At 50.6% G+C, this 12839-nt stretch carries 18 protein-coding genes; 16 read left to right on the forward strand and 2 right to left on the reverse strand.

What is annotated here, in order from left to right; all coding sequences use genetic code 11:
• Positions 1-40: 40 nt before the first annotated feature.
• From FYJ51_RS11215 to FYJ51_RS11245, 7 genes are all read left to right on the forward strand, one after another.
• The gene (locus FYJ51_RS11215; RefSeq protein WP_105304759.1) at positions 41-385 is read left to right on the forward strand and encodes a phage holin family protein; all 345 of its coding nucleotides are present in this window, start codon (positions 41-43) and stop codon (positions 383-385) included.
• A 10-nt stretch (positions 386-395) separates the two neighbouring features.
• On the forward strand, positions 396-824 hold the full coding sequence (locus FYJ51_RS11220; protein ID WP_105304758.1) for a flavodoxin family protein: 429 nt from the start codon (positions 396-398) through the stop codon (positions 822-824).
• A 266-nt stretch (positions 825-1090) separates the two neighbouring features.
• On the forward strand, positions 1091-1576 hold the full coding sequence (gene dtd / locus FYJ51_RS11225; protein ID WP_105304971.1) for a D-aminoacyl-tRNA deacylase: 486 nt from the start codon (positions 1091-1093) through the stop codon (positions 1574-1576).
• Positions 1551-2417 carry a bifunctional methylenetetrahydrofolate dehydrogenase/methenyltetrahydrofolate cyclohydrolase FolD gene (gene folD, locus FYJ51_RS11230; protein ID WP_154505696.1) on the forward strand — a complete coding sequence of 289 codons (867 nt, stop codon included), beginning with the start codon at positions 1551-1553 and terminating at the stop codon, positions 2415-2417. The genes dtd and folD overlap by 26 nt, the downstream gene beginning before the upstream one ends.
• Complete coding sequence (locus FYJ51_RS11235) at positions 2398-2610, forward strand: DUF951 domain-containing protein (protein ID WP_105304756.1); 213 nt, start codon at positions 2398-2400, stop codon at positions 2608-2610. The genes folD and FYJ51_RS11235 overlap by 20 nt, the downstream gene beginning before the upstream one ends.
• Before the next feature lie 64 nt (positions 2611-2674).
• On the forward strand, positions 2675-3775 hold the full coding sequence (ychF, locus tag FYJ51_RS11240) for a redox-regulated ATPase YchF (protein WP_154505698.1): 1101 nt from the start codon (positions 2675-2677) through the stop codon (positions 3773-3775).
• A gap of 41 nt (positions 3776-3816) precedes the next feature.
• The gene (locus FYJ51_RS11245; protein ID WP_105304754.1) at positions 3817-4140 is read left to right on the forward strand and encodes a cyclic-di-AMP receptor; all 324 of its coding nucleotides are present in this window, start codon (positions 3817-3819) and stop codon (positions 4138-4140) included.
• 49 nt (positions 4141-4189) lie between these two features.
• Here FYJ51_RS11245 and FYJ51_RS11250 read toward each other — a convergent pair whose 3' ends face one another.
• The gene (locus tag FYJ51_RS11250) at positions 4190-5398 is read right to left on the reverse strand and encodes a CCA tRNA nucleotidyltransferase (protein WP_154505700.1); all 1209 of its coding nucleotides are present in this window, start codon (positions 5396-5398) and stop codon (positions 4190-4192) included.
• 95 nt (positions 5399-5493) lie between these two features.
• Here FYJ51_RS11250 and ispF point away from each other — a divergent pair, with 95 nt between their 5' ends.
• The 8 genes from ispF (at position 5494) to rpmE (ending at position 11391) form a co-directional block, all read left to right on the forward strand.
• A complete protein-coding gene (gene ispF / locus FYJ51_RS11255) occupies positions 5494-5979 on the forward strand; it encodes a 2-C-methyl-D-erythritol 2,4-cyclodiphosphate synthase (protein ID WP_105304970.1) in 486 nt (161 codons plus the stop codon).
• Entirely contained in the window at positions 5972-7189 is a 1218-nt protein-coding gene (locus FYJ51_RS11260; RefSeq protein WP_105304752.1) for an HD domain-containing protein, read from the forward strand. The genes ispF and FYJ51_RS11260 overlap by 8 nt, the downstream gene beginning before the upstream one ends.
• A 72-nt stretch (positions 7190-7261) precedes the next feature.
• Complete coding sequence (locus FYJ51_RS11265) at positions 7262-7675, forward strand: DUF1934 family protein (protein WP_205946312.1); 414 nt, start codon at positions 7262-7264, stop codon at positions 7673-7675.
• A gap of 82 nt (positions 7676-7757) precedes the next feature.
• Positions 7758-8099 carry a DNA-directed RNA polymerase subunit delta gene (rpoE, locus tag FYJ51_RS11270; RefSeq protein WP_105304750.1) on the forward strand — a complete coding sequence of 114 codons (342 nt, stop codon included), beginning with the start codon at positions 7758-7760 and terminating at the stop codon, positions 8097-8099.
• A gap of 112 nt (positions 8100-8211) precedes the next feature.
• Complete coding sequence (gene fba, locus FYJ51_RS11275) at positions 8212-9081, forward strand: class II fructose-1,6-bisphosphate aldolase (protein WP_105304749.1); 870 nt, start codon at positions 8212-8214, stop codon at positions 9079-9081.
• A 96-nt stretch (positions 9082-9177) separates the two neighbouring features.
• On the forward strand, positions 9178-9825 hold the full coding sequence (locus tag FYJ51_RS11280) for an HAD family hydrolase (RefSeq protein WP_154505704.1): 648 nt from the start codon (positions 9178-9180) through the stop codon (positions 9823-9825).
• Positions 9826-11085, forward strand: coding sequence for a UDP-N-acetylglucosamine 1-carboxyvinyltransferase (locus FYJ51_RS11285; RefSeq protein ID WP_154505706.1), 1260 nt, complete (start codon positions 9826-9828; stop codon positions 11083-11085). It abuts the gene before it with no gap.
• Positions 11086-11184: 99 nt separating this feature from the next.
• The gene (gene rpmE / locus FYJ51_RS11290; RefSeq protein WP_105304746.1) at positions 11185-11391 is read left to right on the forward strand and encodes a 50S ribosomal protein L31; all 207 of its coding nucleotides are present in this window, start codon (positions 11185-11187) and stop codon (positions 11389-11391) included.
• A 269-nt stretch (positions 11392-11660) separates the two neighbouring features.
• Here rpmE and FYJ51_RS11295 read toward each other — a convergent pair whose 3' ends face one another.
• Positions 11661-12368: a transposase gene (locus tag FYJ51_RS11295; protein WP_105304744.1), complete on the reverse strand. Its 708-nt coding sequence runs from the start codon at positions 12366-12368 to the stop codon at positions 11661-11663.
• Here FYJ51_RS11295 and FYJ51_RS11300 point away from each other — a divergent pair.
• Positions 12345-12716 (forward strand): recombinase family protein, encoded by a 372-nt coding sequence (locus FYJ51_RS11300; protein WP_205946313.1) that lies wholly within the window; start codon positions 12345-12347, stop codon positions 12714-12716. The two genes, FYJ51_RS11295 and FYJ51_RS11300, sit on opposite strands and share 24 nt — an antisense overlap.
• Positions 12717-12839 lie beyond the last annotated feature (123 nt).

Consider the following 12839-nt stretch of genomic DNA (forward strand, 5'->3'; position numbering starts at 1 on the left):
GTGAGATGAAGTATATGAGAAAGGACATGGTAAACTGAACATGAAGAAATTCCTGCGCGGATGGGTCGTGAATGGTCTTTCCCTATGGGTTATAGATATGCTGATGGACAGCATATCGTTCGGAGATGGCGGAGCGCTGCTGGCAACAGCATTGCTTGTGACGCTGCTGAATATGACGCTGAAGCCTTTATTGAAGATTCTGTCGGCTCCGATTACGATACTGACTTTCGGACTTTTCTCGATGGTGATCAATGCGGTAGTGCTTGAAGCTGCGTTTGCACTGTCTTCGGGTTCTCATATTGCTTCGTTCGGGTCGGCATTGCTGGCGGGGATTCTGCTGGCAATCCTGAACAGCGGTCTGAATAATCTGTTTGCGCAGAAGTAGGAGGGTTCAGATGACATCTGTAAATGTGATTTATCAGTCAAGAAAAGGAAATACGAGAAAAGTTGCTGAAGCAATTGCACAAGCATGCGGAGTGAAGGCCATCGATATCAATGAGCCGTCACAGCTTGGCGATACGGATCTCTTGTTTATCGGGATGGGAGTCTATGCCGGAAGGCCGGATGCGTCGGTCATGGATTATCTGGATAATCTTCCGGCGGGAAAGATCCGCGGTGCTGCTCTGTTCAGCACAAGCGCGACGGGAAGAGACCGCACGGAACTGGCAGTGAATCTTCTTGAGCATAAGCATATTACGGTATATCCGAAGCATCTGCTGCTGAAGGGAAAGTTCCTGTGGATGAATAAAGGAATGCCGGATGAGGCAGAACTGGAAAAGGCAAGGCAGTTTGCAAGAGAAGTGCTGGATTCCTTTGCCGGGTAAGATCTGTCTGGAACAGGACGCTGTGCGGCAGATCCCGAAAGGAGCACAGCGGGCAATTACGAAGCTGGAATAAAGATGCTGGCAGAGACTGGATTGTGATGGGTCTGGAGATGCCAGTTTTTTGCTGTGACAGGAACTCATCATTTTGTTCATGTTAAAAATGTTCGAAAAAATTTCAGAAAAGCAGTGATTTTTTCTGAAAATTCATGTTTTTTAGAGAAAAGACAGATTCTGCAGGTCTCTTTTTTGATATACTTGCCGCATATATGAAAGTGGTTATTCAGAGAGTCAGCGAGGCGTCAGTAACGATTGACGGAGAGGTTCATGGAGCGATCGGGAAAGGGTTTCTGCTGTTAACAGGGATTGAGGATTCTGATACGGAGGAGGTCGTGCAGAAGGTGGCGGACAAGGTTGCCAGGATGCGGATCTTCGATGATGAGAATGGAAAGATGAATCTTTCGCTTGCTCAGGTAGGAGGAGCGATTCTGTCGATTTCGCAGTTCACGTTGTTTGCGGATTGTGCAAAGGGCAATCGTCCGAGTTTTGATAAAGCCGGAAAGCCGGAACATGCGAAGAAGCTGTATCTGCATTTTAATGAAGTGCTTCGTTCTTATGGATATCAGGTAGAAGAGGGTATTTTTGCGGCTGACATGAAGGTGCGGCTTCTGAATGACGGGCCGATCACGATCGTGCTGGACAGTCATGAACTGAAAGGGGGATGCGCACATGGGAAAGATCATCTACGGAAGTGAAGTCTCATCAGAGCTCAGGGAAGAGCTACGCCTGGAAGCCGAACATCTGAAGCAGGAAGGGAAGCGGATTCCGAAGCTTGCAGTGATTCTGGCCGGAGATAATCCGGCTTCTCTTTCTTATGTGAAAGGCAAGGCCAAGGCGTGTGAAGCAGCCGGGATTCTGGAAGAGACATTTCATCTGGATGGATCAGTCAGCCAGAAGGAACTGGAAGATCTGATTCATCAATGCAATGAGAATGCGGAGATTGACGGTATTCTGCTGCAGCTGCCATTGCCGGCTGGGCTGGATGAGAATCATGCAATTGAGCAGATTTCTCCGCATAAGGATGTGGATGGACTACATCCGCTGAATTTCGGCAAGGTGCATCTCGGGATTCCAGCGTTTGTCCCTTGTACGCCGCTTGGCATCATGGAACTGCTGAAGCGGATGGGGTGTGATTGCGATGGAAAGAATGCAGTGGTGGTCGGAAGATCGAAGCTGGTCGGAGAGCCTGCGGCAAGGCTTCTGCTGAATGCGAATGCGACGGTGACGATCTGCCATTCTCATACGAAAAATCTGAAGGAAATCTGCAGAAATGCAGATATACTGATTGCAGCAGTAGGAAAACCGCGTTTCTTCAATCACGAATATGTGAAAGAGGGAGCGTACGTGATTGATGTCGGCATCAACCGCCTGGCGGATGGACGTCTGACTGGCGATGTGGATTTCGAAGATGTGAAGGATCTCTGTGCTGCGATTACGCCGGTGCCGAAGGGGGTCGGGCCGATGACCATCACGATGCTGCTGGAGAATACCATGAAGGCATATCGGGAGGCTGTGAATGAATCCGGTGGATTATGATCTGAATGATATTGTTGAGATGAAGAAGGAACATCCCTGCCATAAGAGCAAGTACTGGAAAGTGATCCGCATGGGTGCGGATATCAAGATCAAATGCCAGGGATGCGGAGCGGTTATCATGTTTCCGCGGCATGAGTTCGAGCGCAAGCTGAAGCGGGTTGTCGAAAAGGCGGAAAAGCCGGAAGAAAATTGAGAATTCCGGACTGGTAGAGTATACTTCTGTTCGGGAAACAGAAGGGATTCATAAAAAGAAAGCCATGTCATTAACAGCAGGAATTGTCGGACTGCCGAATGTAGGCAAGTCCACATTGTTCAACGCCATCACGAACAGCCAGGTTCTGGCTGAGAACTATCCGTTTGCGACGATTAATCCGAATGTCGGCGTCGTGGAGGTTCCGGATGAGAGAATGGATGAGATCGTCAAGCTCTTCCATCCGAAGAAGGTTATCAACACTACGTTTGAGTTCACGGATATTGCTGGTCTTGTCAAGGGTGCTTCCAAGGGAGAAGGTCTTGGCAACCAGTTTCTTGCGAATATCCGTCAGACGGATGCGATCATCCATGTCGTGAGATGTTTTGATGATCCGGATATCGAGCATGTGGAAGGTTCGGTGGATCCGGTCAGAGATATCGAAGAAATCAATCTGGAGCTCTGCATTGCCGATCTGGATACGGTGGAGAACCGGCTTGCCAAGGTGATCCGCAAGGCACAGACGAAGGAAAAAGATGCAGTGCAGGAGAATGAGACACTGCAGAAGCTGAAGGAAGCGCTGACTGCAGGTACGCCAGTGCGTCTGATTGAACTGAGTGACAAGGATAAGGAGTATCTGAAGAATTATTCTCTCCTGACGGCTAAGCCGGTGATCTATGTGGCGAACATGAGTGATGAAGAGGTCAGCCAGCCAGAGCAGAATGCCTATTTTCAGAGCGTGAAGAAACTGGCAGACAGCGAAGGCAGCGAGTGCATTGCCATCTGCGCAAAGATGGAAGAAGAACTGTCCGGCATGGAGAAGGATGAGAAGAAAGCATTCCTCGAAGATCTGGGCATTCAGACTTCCGGTCTGGATCAGATCATCAAGGCTGCATATCATCTGCTTGGTCTGCGTACGTTCTTCACGGTCGGAGAACCAGAGTGCAGGGCCTGGACGTTCCGGCAGGGCATGAAGGCCCCGCAGTGTGCAGGCATCATTCATTCAGATTTCGAGAAGGGATTCATCCGGGCTGAGATCTACAGCTATGAGGACCTGATGGAATACAAGAATGAGACTGCCCTGAAGGAACATGGCAAGATCCGGCTTGAGGGCAAGGAGTACCTGATGCAGGATGGCGACATTGTGTTCTTCCGCTTCAATGTCTGATTTGCTAAAATGGAATCAGATCAAGCAGGAGGAGCAATCATATGAAACTGATTCTTGCGATTGTGTCTAATGATGATGCGTCCAGTGTATCTGCTGCGCTGACCAAGGAGAATTACTCGGTTACGCGTCTTGCCACGACCGGCGGTTTCCTGAGAGCTGGCAATACGACGATGATTGTCGGAACGGAAGACGATAAAGTAGATCACTGCATTGAGATCATCGGCAATGAATCCAAGCGCCGCACGGAAATTGTTCCTTCGACAGCTAGCTATGATATCGGCCGCTATGCGTCTTTCCCGGTAGAAGTCCAGGTAGGCGGAGCAACGATTTTCGTGCTGAATGTCGAGGATTTCCGCAAGCTCTGAGATCATGCATGCAGGCACAGAAAAAGGGGAGAAGTGATCCCCTTTTCATTCAGCCCTTCAGTTCTTTCAGCCGCTTCATGAGAGCGGCTTTTTCGTTCGGGATCTTATCTTCAATGACTTCCTTGAGCAGCGTGTTCAGGCCGATGGAGATGGCTTCTCCTCGCAAGCCCAGGGCTTGCATGTCACGCCCGTTTACTTCGAGCTGCTTGATGCTGCAGCAGTCATGATCATGAACCATGCTGGCATGCAGGGCAGAGAGGGCTTTGCGATCAAGGTCAGGATCTCTTGCACAGCGGAAAGAGAGATATGTATTGAAGCTGACGGTCAGCCTGTTCAATAGCCAGCGCAGATCGATGCGGGTAGCTGCCGGCATGTCGCTGCAGCGCAGCAGGCTGCGGATCTGATCGCGGTAGTCATTAGAGAATTTCAGGCGGACGAGAACGGAATCGGCACGTTCGGGATCCTTCAGCGGGTCCATCAGAAGAGCCATGCGGATGACGCTGTCAGCAGGACTGCGGGAGATCGCTTCCATGATGGTCTTCCAGGTGGACTCATCATATTCTTCCAGTTCCGGAAAGAGCTGCAGGAACTGCGGAGTGTAATCCTGAAGGACACTGCGTGCATATGGAGCTGCCAGGATCTTGTCGAGTTCAGAAGAGATGCGTTCGATCGAAACATAGTGAATATCGGGAAAGTGCTTCTTCAGCGCTTCTCTGGTTTCGGGCTCGATTTCAAAGCCGAGCTGGGCGGCGAATCTGAGCGCCCTCAATACGCGCAGCGCGTCTTCTTCAAACCGCTGTTCCGGATCGCCGACGGTTCTGATCAGGAAGTTCTGCAGGTCTTCTTTTCCACCGTAGAAGTCGATGAGGCCGTCTTTCAGGCCGTAGCACAGCGCATTGATCGTGAAATCTCTGCGCGCGCAGTCTTCTTTCAGAGAACGGGTGAAGGAGACCTGATCGGGATGGCGGTGATCTTCATAACTCGTCTCGGTCCGGTAAGTCGTGATTTCCACGGGCTTTCTGCCGAAGAGAACGGTGATGGTTCCGTGCCTGATTCCGGTTTCAATGATTTTCTGCTCATGAAAGACCTGCTCCATTTCTTCTGGCAGAGCAGAGGTGGTAAGGTCATAGTCATGAATTTCTGTGCCGAGCAGCCAGGAACGCACAGCCCCGCCGACGACATAAGCTTCGTAGCCTGCGTCATTCAGGGCCCGCAGTGCCTTGCGGACATAGGATGGCAGCGGAAAGGCTTTCTTCATGCATTTATTTTAACATTCTTCGGAAACGTTTCCATGAGTTCTTTTAGAGGAAGAGAACCAGGATGCGGTATGATGATGGCAAGGAGACAGAAGTTATGATGCGGATCGGACAATCAACGGATATTCACCGGCTGGCAGAAGGCAGGAAGCTGGTGCTTGGCGGGGTGGAGATTCCATATGAGAAAGGACTGGTCGGGCATAGTGATGCAGATGCGCTGACCCATGCATTGGCTGAAGCGATTCTCGGAGCACTGGCATTGGGAGATCTAGGAAAGTGGTTTCCGGATACCGACCCGAAGTGGGAGGGGGTCAATTCCCAGATCATTCTGAAAGAAGTAGCGAGGATGATGAAGGAGAAAGGGTACCATATGGGCAATGCGGATTGCCTGGTTCTGATTGAGAAGCCGAAGATGGCTCCGCATATTCAGAAGATGAGAGAGAATTTTGCCCTGGCCCTGGACTGCCCGATCGATCAGATCAGCGTGAAGGCAACGCGCGGAGAAGGACTCGGCTTCGTGGGCAGAGGCGAAGGGGTCTGTGCGCAGGCGGTGGTGCTGCTGGAAGAGGATCAGCATGTTTGAGAAGACAGATGAAGTCAAGGTGCTGAGAGATCCGATCCATGGCTATATTCATGTGGATTATCAGGTGGTATGGCAGTGCATCAATTCTGCCTGGTTCCAGCGGATGCGCAGAATCCGGCAGCTTGGCGGGGCGTTTATGGTCTACCATACTGCAGATCATACCCGCTTCGGGCATTCGCTTGGCGTGTATGAGCTGGTGCGGCGCATGGTCACGGAGGTTCCGGATATCTCAAAGGCGCTGAATGAGCGTGAGAAAGTCACGGTCATGCTTGCAGGATTGCTGCATGATATCGGGCATGGACCGTATTCGCATGCATTTGAACGGATTTCCGGAGAGAATCATGAATTGTATTCGTGCCGGGTTGTAGAAGAAGATCCGGAAATCTCGGGAATCCTGGAACATGCGGCGGCAGGACTGTCAAAGGATGTTGCGGATGTGATCCGGCATCAGTCTTCCAATCCGCTGCTGCCGCAGATGGTGAGTGCGCAGCTGGATGCGGACCGCATGGATTATCTATTGAGAGATGCGTATTTCACGGGCACAAAGTATGGCGAGTTTGATTTGGAACGGCTGCTGCGGATTCTGCGAGTAGCAGATGACCGCATTGTCGTGAAGGAAAGCGGAACGTATGCGGTAGAGAATTACATCATGGCCCGCTATCACATGTACTGGCAGGTTTATTATCATCCGACAGCAAGGAGCTATGAGAATATGCTGGACAGCTTGTTCCGCAGGATGAGAGACCTTCATGCCCAAGGCAAGATGCCGAAGACGATTCCGCAGCTTGATACGCTGATCAGCGGGAAGAAGCTTTCGCTGGAAGAATATTTTTCCCTGGATGAGTATTCGTGTGCGTATGCGTTTGAGAAGCTGACGAAGGCAAGAGATCCGATTCTGTCAGATCTGTCAAAGCGGTTATTGAACCGCGGTCTGTTTGACTTCATGGAGGCTTCTCCTTCCAATATCCGCAAGGTACGCGCAAAGGAGAAAGCACTTGGCTATGATCCGCGGTACTATCTCTGCAAGGATGAAGTAGGACAGCGTCCGTATGTGCCTTATGCCGGCGATGCGGGCAATGCGATCTGGGTACGCATGCATGGCGGCGAGATTCTCGAGCTTTCAAGAGCTTCGAACATTGTCTATAGTCTCGTGCATGGTCCGCAGAGAAGCGATGATCGGATCTATTTTCCGAAAGAACTCGGATTCTGATGAAACATGGTATGCAGAAACCTGGAAATGAATGTTCCGGGTTCTTTTCTTCTGTCTATAATGATGGCTGAGATGAGAGTGCATGTGAAGTTCACGCAGTATGATCTGCTGGAGAACCGGTCTTCGGTGATCGCAGATGGCAATGGAATTCTGTCCGGAAGCCGGCTGATGTATCTGGAGAAAGAGAATCCTTCTGCGAAGAATGAAATTCTGTTTGAAGAAGGAAGAATCGTGCTGAAGCGGATGGCGGATGTCTCAAGCGAGACGGAACTGCTGGAAGGAAAGCCGGGCATGGCAAAAGTCACGAGTCCGTATGGGGAGATGTATCTGGAAACTTCCCTGGAGCGTTTTAGCTGCAGCGAAGAAGTCTGGGAAGCGGTGTACCGGATTCTGTCGGATGGAGAGCCGGTGGTATATCAGCGGCTGGTCTGGGAGATTTCTCCTTCAGAAGACGACTTGCATGCAGGAAAGCAGAACATGGATTGACAAGCCGGGAAACCGTGCTATAAATAGGTCTCATCAAAGATCCCGGAGAGGGACAATATCATAAACAGGAGAAAATTCAGGTATGACTACAGCAGGAAAGGAAACAATGACTGATGCGGCATACAGATGCATGTCGCAGCGCAAGACGGAAGTGGAGTTTGCACGTCTCTGGGCTGAGGTTGCGGAAGTGATGCATATTCCGGAAGAGCAGCTGACCAGGAAGAAGCGGCAGTTTTACAATGAGCTGATCGAGGATCGGCGGTTTGCGGCTCTGAAGGGGAACAAATGGGATCTGAGAAGCCGCCGGAAGTTCGAGGAAGTCAATTCTGACACGGCTGACCTGGAAGATGATTCCGATGATGAAGCTGAAGAGAATGCAGAGGATGAGACGCTCGATATCCCGAATGGGTTCGAGTCATACTGAGAGGCTGATGGTTCAGCCTCTTTTCTGTGTTCGAGGGTGAATTGAAATGCTTTTCAAGCATGCGAAAATAGACTAGAATATGGATGCAATTACAGGAGGAGTTTATTGCAATATGGTAATGGTATCTGCAACAGAAATGATCAATAAGGCTCATGAAGGGCATTATGCGATCCCGGCTTTCAACACCAACAATCTGGAATGGACGAAGTGCATTCTGACTGCTGCACAGGAGATGAAGTCTCCGGTTATCATTCAGTGCTCCGAGGGTGCCGGCAAGTACATGGGCGGCTTCAAGGTCGTCGCTGATCTGGTCAAGGACCTGCATGATGCAATGGGCATCACGGTTCCGGTTGCGCTGCACCTGGATCATGGTACCTATGAAGGCGCTAAGAAGTGCATCGAAGTAGGCTTCACTTCTGTCATGTTCGATGGTTCCAAGTACGGCATCGAAGAGAACATCGAGAAGTCCAAGGAAATCATTGCCCTGGCTCATTCCAAGGGAATCTCCGTAGAGTGCGAAGTCGGCGGTATCGGCGGAACTGAAGATGGTGTTACTTCTTCCGGCGAGCTGGCTGATCCGGCTGAGTGCAAGATGGTTGCTGATCTGGGTGTTGACTTCCTGGCTGCTGGCATCGGCAATATTCATGGTGTCTATCCGGCTAACTGGGCTGGTCTGAACTTCGAGCGTCTGGATGAGATCAACAAGGCTGTCAATGGCAAGCCGCTGGTTCTCCATGGCGGTTCCGGCATTCCGTTTGATCAGGTTCACAAGGCTGTCACGCTTGGTGTTTCCAAGGTCAACATCAACACGGAGCTGCAGCTGGTGTTCGCAAAGGCTACCCGCGAGTATATCGAAGCTGGCAAGGATCATGAGGGCAAGGGCTATGATCCTCGTAAGCTGCTGAAGCCGGGTTGCGAGGCAATCATCAAGCAGGCTGAAGAGCTGATCAAGGCTTACGGTTCTGACGGCAAGGCTGAGTAATCAGTTCTGAAATCATTGGTGTTTCTGAAGGCTCCGGGATATGCCGGGGCTTTCTTTGTGCTTTTCAATCAAGTAGAATAAACCTCGGGTAACGATATGATCAGGGCAGTTCTTTCTGACATGGATGGCGTATTATGCGACAGCGAGCGGGCTTATATGAAGCAGACGATTGCAATCATGCGCCAGCTTGGATATCATGGACCGGACACTGCTTTGCATGCGGTGATCGGCACTTCGATGCGGGAAACGTATCGGATCATGACGGAATTGCTGGAAGGAAAGGTTACTGAGTCAGAGCTGAGACAGTTTGCGGATGCGTATTACCTGGCTCATCCGGTGAATTATCGCAAGATCCGCTTTCCCGGCGTGAAGGAGGCGTTTGAAGCCCTTCATCATTCCGGAATCAGGCTTGCCTGCTGCTCTTCTTCTCCGAAGAGTTCCGTGGACCGGGCTCTTAGGGAGATGGAGATCCGGGATTTCTTTGACCAGGTGATCAGCGCTGAGGATGTGGTTCATCCCAAGCCTGACCCGGAAATGTACCTGAAAGCGGCGGAGGCACTTGGGATGCCGCCGGAGGAATGTGCAGTGTATGAAGACAGTCCGGTCGGCATCGAAGCAGGAAAAAGGGCCGGAATGCGGGTGATTGCACGCCGGGAAACAGGATTCCGGATGGATCAGAGCCAGGCAGATGAATTGGCTGAGGATGCCTGGCAGATGGTGGAGATCATCCGCAGGGAGGATTGAATGCAGGAAGTTATCAGAATAGAAGGCGGCAGACGGCTGAAGGGTGAAGTCACCGTATCAGGATCGAAGAATGCGACGGTGGCGCTGATTCCGGCTGCAGTTCTGGCTGAGGGGCCGGTAACGATTGTCGGGGTGCCGGGGATCGCAGATGTGGAGTCTCTTTCGGAGATTCTGAGGATTCTGAATGTGGATGTGATTGAGAAGGAGGATCATCTGATCATCGATCCATCCCATATGAGGAATACAGATCTGGATGCGGATGTCGTGACCAGACTCAGGGCTTCTTATTATTTTATGGGTGCGCTGCTCGGAAAGTATGGCTATGTGCGCATGAAGATGCCAGGCGGATGCTACCTGGGGCCGCGGCCGATTGATCTGCATATCAAGGGATTCGAGGCACTGGGTGCTTCGGTGGAGTATGACCGCGGGTGCTATACGATTCGGGCGGATCATCTGCATGGGGCGAAGATCTTCCTGGATATCTCGTCGGTTGGTGCAACCATCAATATCATGATGGCGGCAGTCTACGCCGAAGGAAGAACGGTCATCGAGAATGCGGCCAAGGAGCCGGAGATCATCGATGTGGCAACGCTGCTCAACAAGATGGGTGCGAATGTGCGCGGGGCAGGTACCGGGGTCATCACGATTGATGGCGTGAAGTCCTTAGGGGGCTGTTTCCATGAGATCATTCCGGATCGGATCGAGGCTGGAACGTTTGTGATCATGGCGGCTGCGTGTGCAGATCGGATGCTGATCCGCAATGTGATTCCGAAGCATATCGAGGCATTGACATCGAAGCTTCAGGAAATGGGCGTTGATATGGAGATCGGGGTCGACAGCATCCTGGTACGGCATGCGGATCATCTGCATGGCATCGATGTGACGACGAAGCCGTATCCGGGCTTTGCGACTGATCTGCAGCAGCCATTGACACCGCTTCTGACCCAGGCTGAAGGGGTCAGCCAGGTGACGGATACCATCTATACGGAGCGCTTCAAGCATTGCCTGGAGCTGCAGCGGATGGGTGCTGATATCGAGATCGGCAATGGCATGGCAGTGATTCACGGGCCTTCGAAATTATACGGAGACAAGGTCACGGCAACGGATCTGCGCTGCGGGGCTTCGCTGGTGATTGCGGGACTTCTGGCCGAAGGGGTCACGGAGATTCATGATGTGTATCACATTGACCGGGGCTACGATAATATCGATGGCAAGCTGAAGGCATTAGGCGGCGTGATCTGCCGGGCAATGGTGGAATAGGAAAATCGGCCTTGCGAGGGCGATTTGCGTATGTTATATTATGAAGGCACTTTCTTTAAGCACGCATAGAGGCTTAAGGCATGAAGGGAGAAGACGAACATGAAGAAGGACATCCATCCGAAGTACTACAAGTGCAAGGTTATCTGCACGAGCTGCGGTTCTGAATTTGAAACAGGATCCACCCTGAAGGAAATCAAGGTTGATACCTGCTCCAACTGCCATCCGTTCTACACCGGACGTCAGAGATTCGCACAGGCTCAGGGCCGTGTCGAGAAGTTCAACAAGAAGTACGGACTCGGAAAGTAACAGATCGGAAAGCGGCTGCGGCATGTTTCCTCAGATGGAACGGGCTGCAGCCTTTTCTTATCTTATAAGAATTTCAATTCGGTTTGATAAAACGAATAAGATGACCGCAAGGTCATATAAAATGAGATGGCACGACAAAAACATCTTCAGGATTGATCTGTCTTTGTCAGCTGTGATTGTGATTTCTGAAATGATAAGAATCTTTGCGGTACATGTCGCTTAAGCAGAAAGGGCATAGAAGATGGTCTTCACAATGCTCAGGGTCTTTATCAACTGAACGAAGGAGATCGAGATCTTTCTGCGGTACTTCTTCTTCGTAACCGCATCTCTCGCATTTCATCAATACAGTTTTCTCGGTATTGTCTGTCATTGGATATTCCTTCCAGCGGATTATAAGTTTCCGCATATAACATGATCTCGCCGCATCTGCAGCGTAGAACATCTCGATTATAAGAATCAAGGCACATCGTACGGAAACGAAGCTTATGAAGACGGGAGGTCAGCTGCTTTTTCCGATATTCCTTAGTCCTGGCATCATTTCGTTTCTGATTGATCCATGTATAGATTTTTTCCAGATGGTCCTTTGATCTGGGGCTGTAAAAGCCATAGTATCGTACGGTCCTGAAGTTTTCATCCTGGATATGGATGATCATCTTCTTGAGAAGATCGAGACCGGTTTCGTGAACGGTGATTCTCTTGCCGGTCTTGTGGTCATCATAGAACCATACCACTTCATCGGTTTCTTTGTTATAGGAGATAATACGGCTTTCTGCCATTGCCGGCCGTGAAGCATATCGCATCATATAACTGACACAGCCCTGAACGTCTTTTGAATGATCGCGTTCTCTCTGTCCTTCTTCATCAGGATCGCGATCCTTGGCATATACATAAAAGCCATCCGTATTTTTCCGATAGGCGAGGTTTTTCAGGGGCTTGAACTGACTGCCGAAAGGATGGAGCTGATCCGGAAAGGACATGCCAATTCCCGGGTTGCCCCAATGGAAGGTATGGAGCGTTCCATGCGTCTATCATGTGTATCCCGGCTTCTTGCCATGATGAATACCGGAGATCAGTTATGGGTATGTAAGCTGTCAGATCTTGCAGACAATGCGGAGGATGCCTGCACGCTGTACTTTTCCTTTCTGAAGAAGGGCATTGAGCTGAAGTTCTTTGATACAAGCTATCTCGATACTGATCTTCTGAGGCTGAACTCGGAGCCGCCTGCAGATCAGAAGCTGCTTATTCAGAGAATCATTCAGAACTATTTTGACAACCCGGGTGGCATGCCCTCCGGAACAAAAGAAAGAAGCTCTGATTCCGGGTAAGCGTCTAATACAGGGTGAACTTATTTCATAAGAGCAGGACAATATAATGAGCGCGAAGGCGACCGGACTTTAAAGAACCCAGTGCTGGGTCAGTAAAGCTCGATCGCCTTTTGATGGCGAATC

The sequence above is a fragment of the Stecheria intestinalis genome (assembly GCF_009696165.1).
GTDB lineage: Bacteria > Bacillota_I > Bacilli_A > Erysipelotrichales > Erysipelotrichaceae > Bulleidia > Bulleidia intestinalis.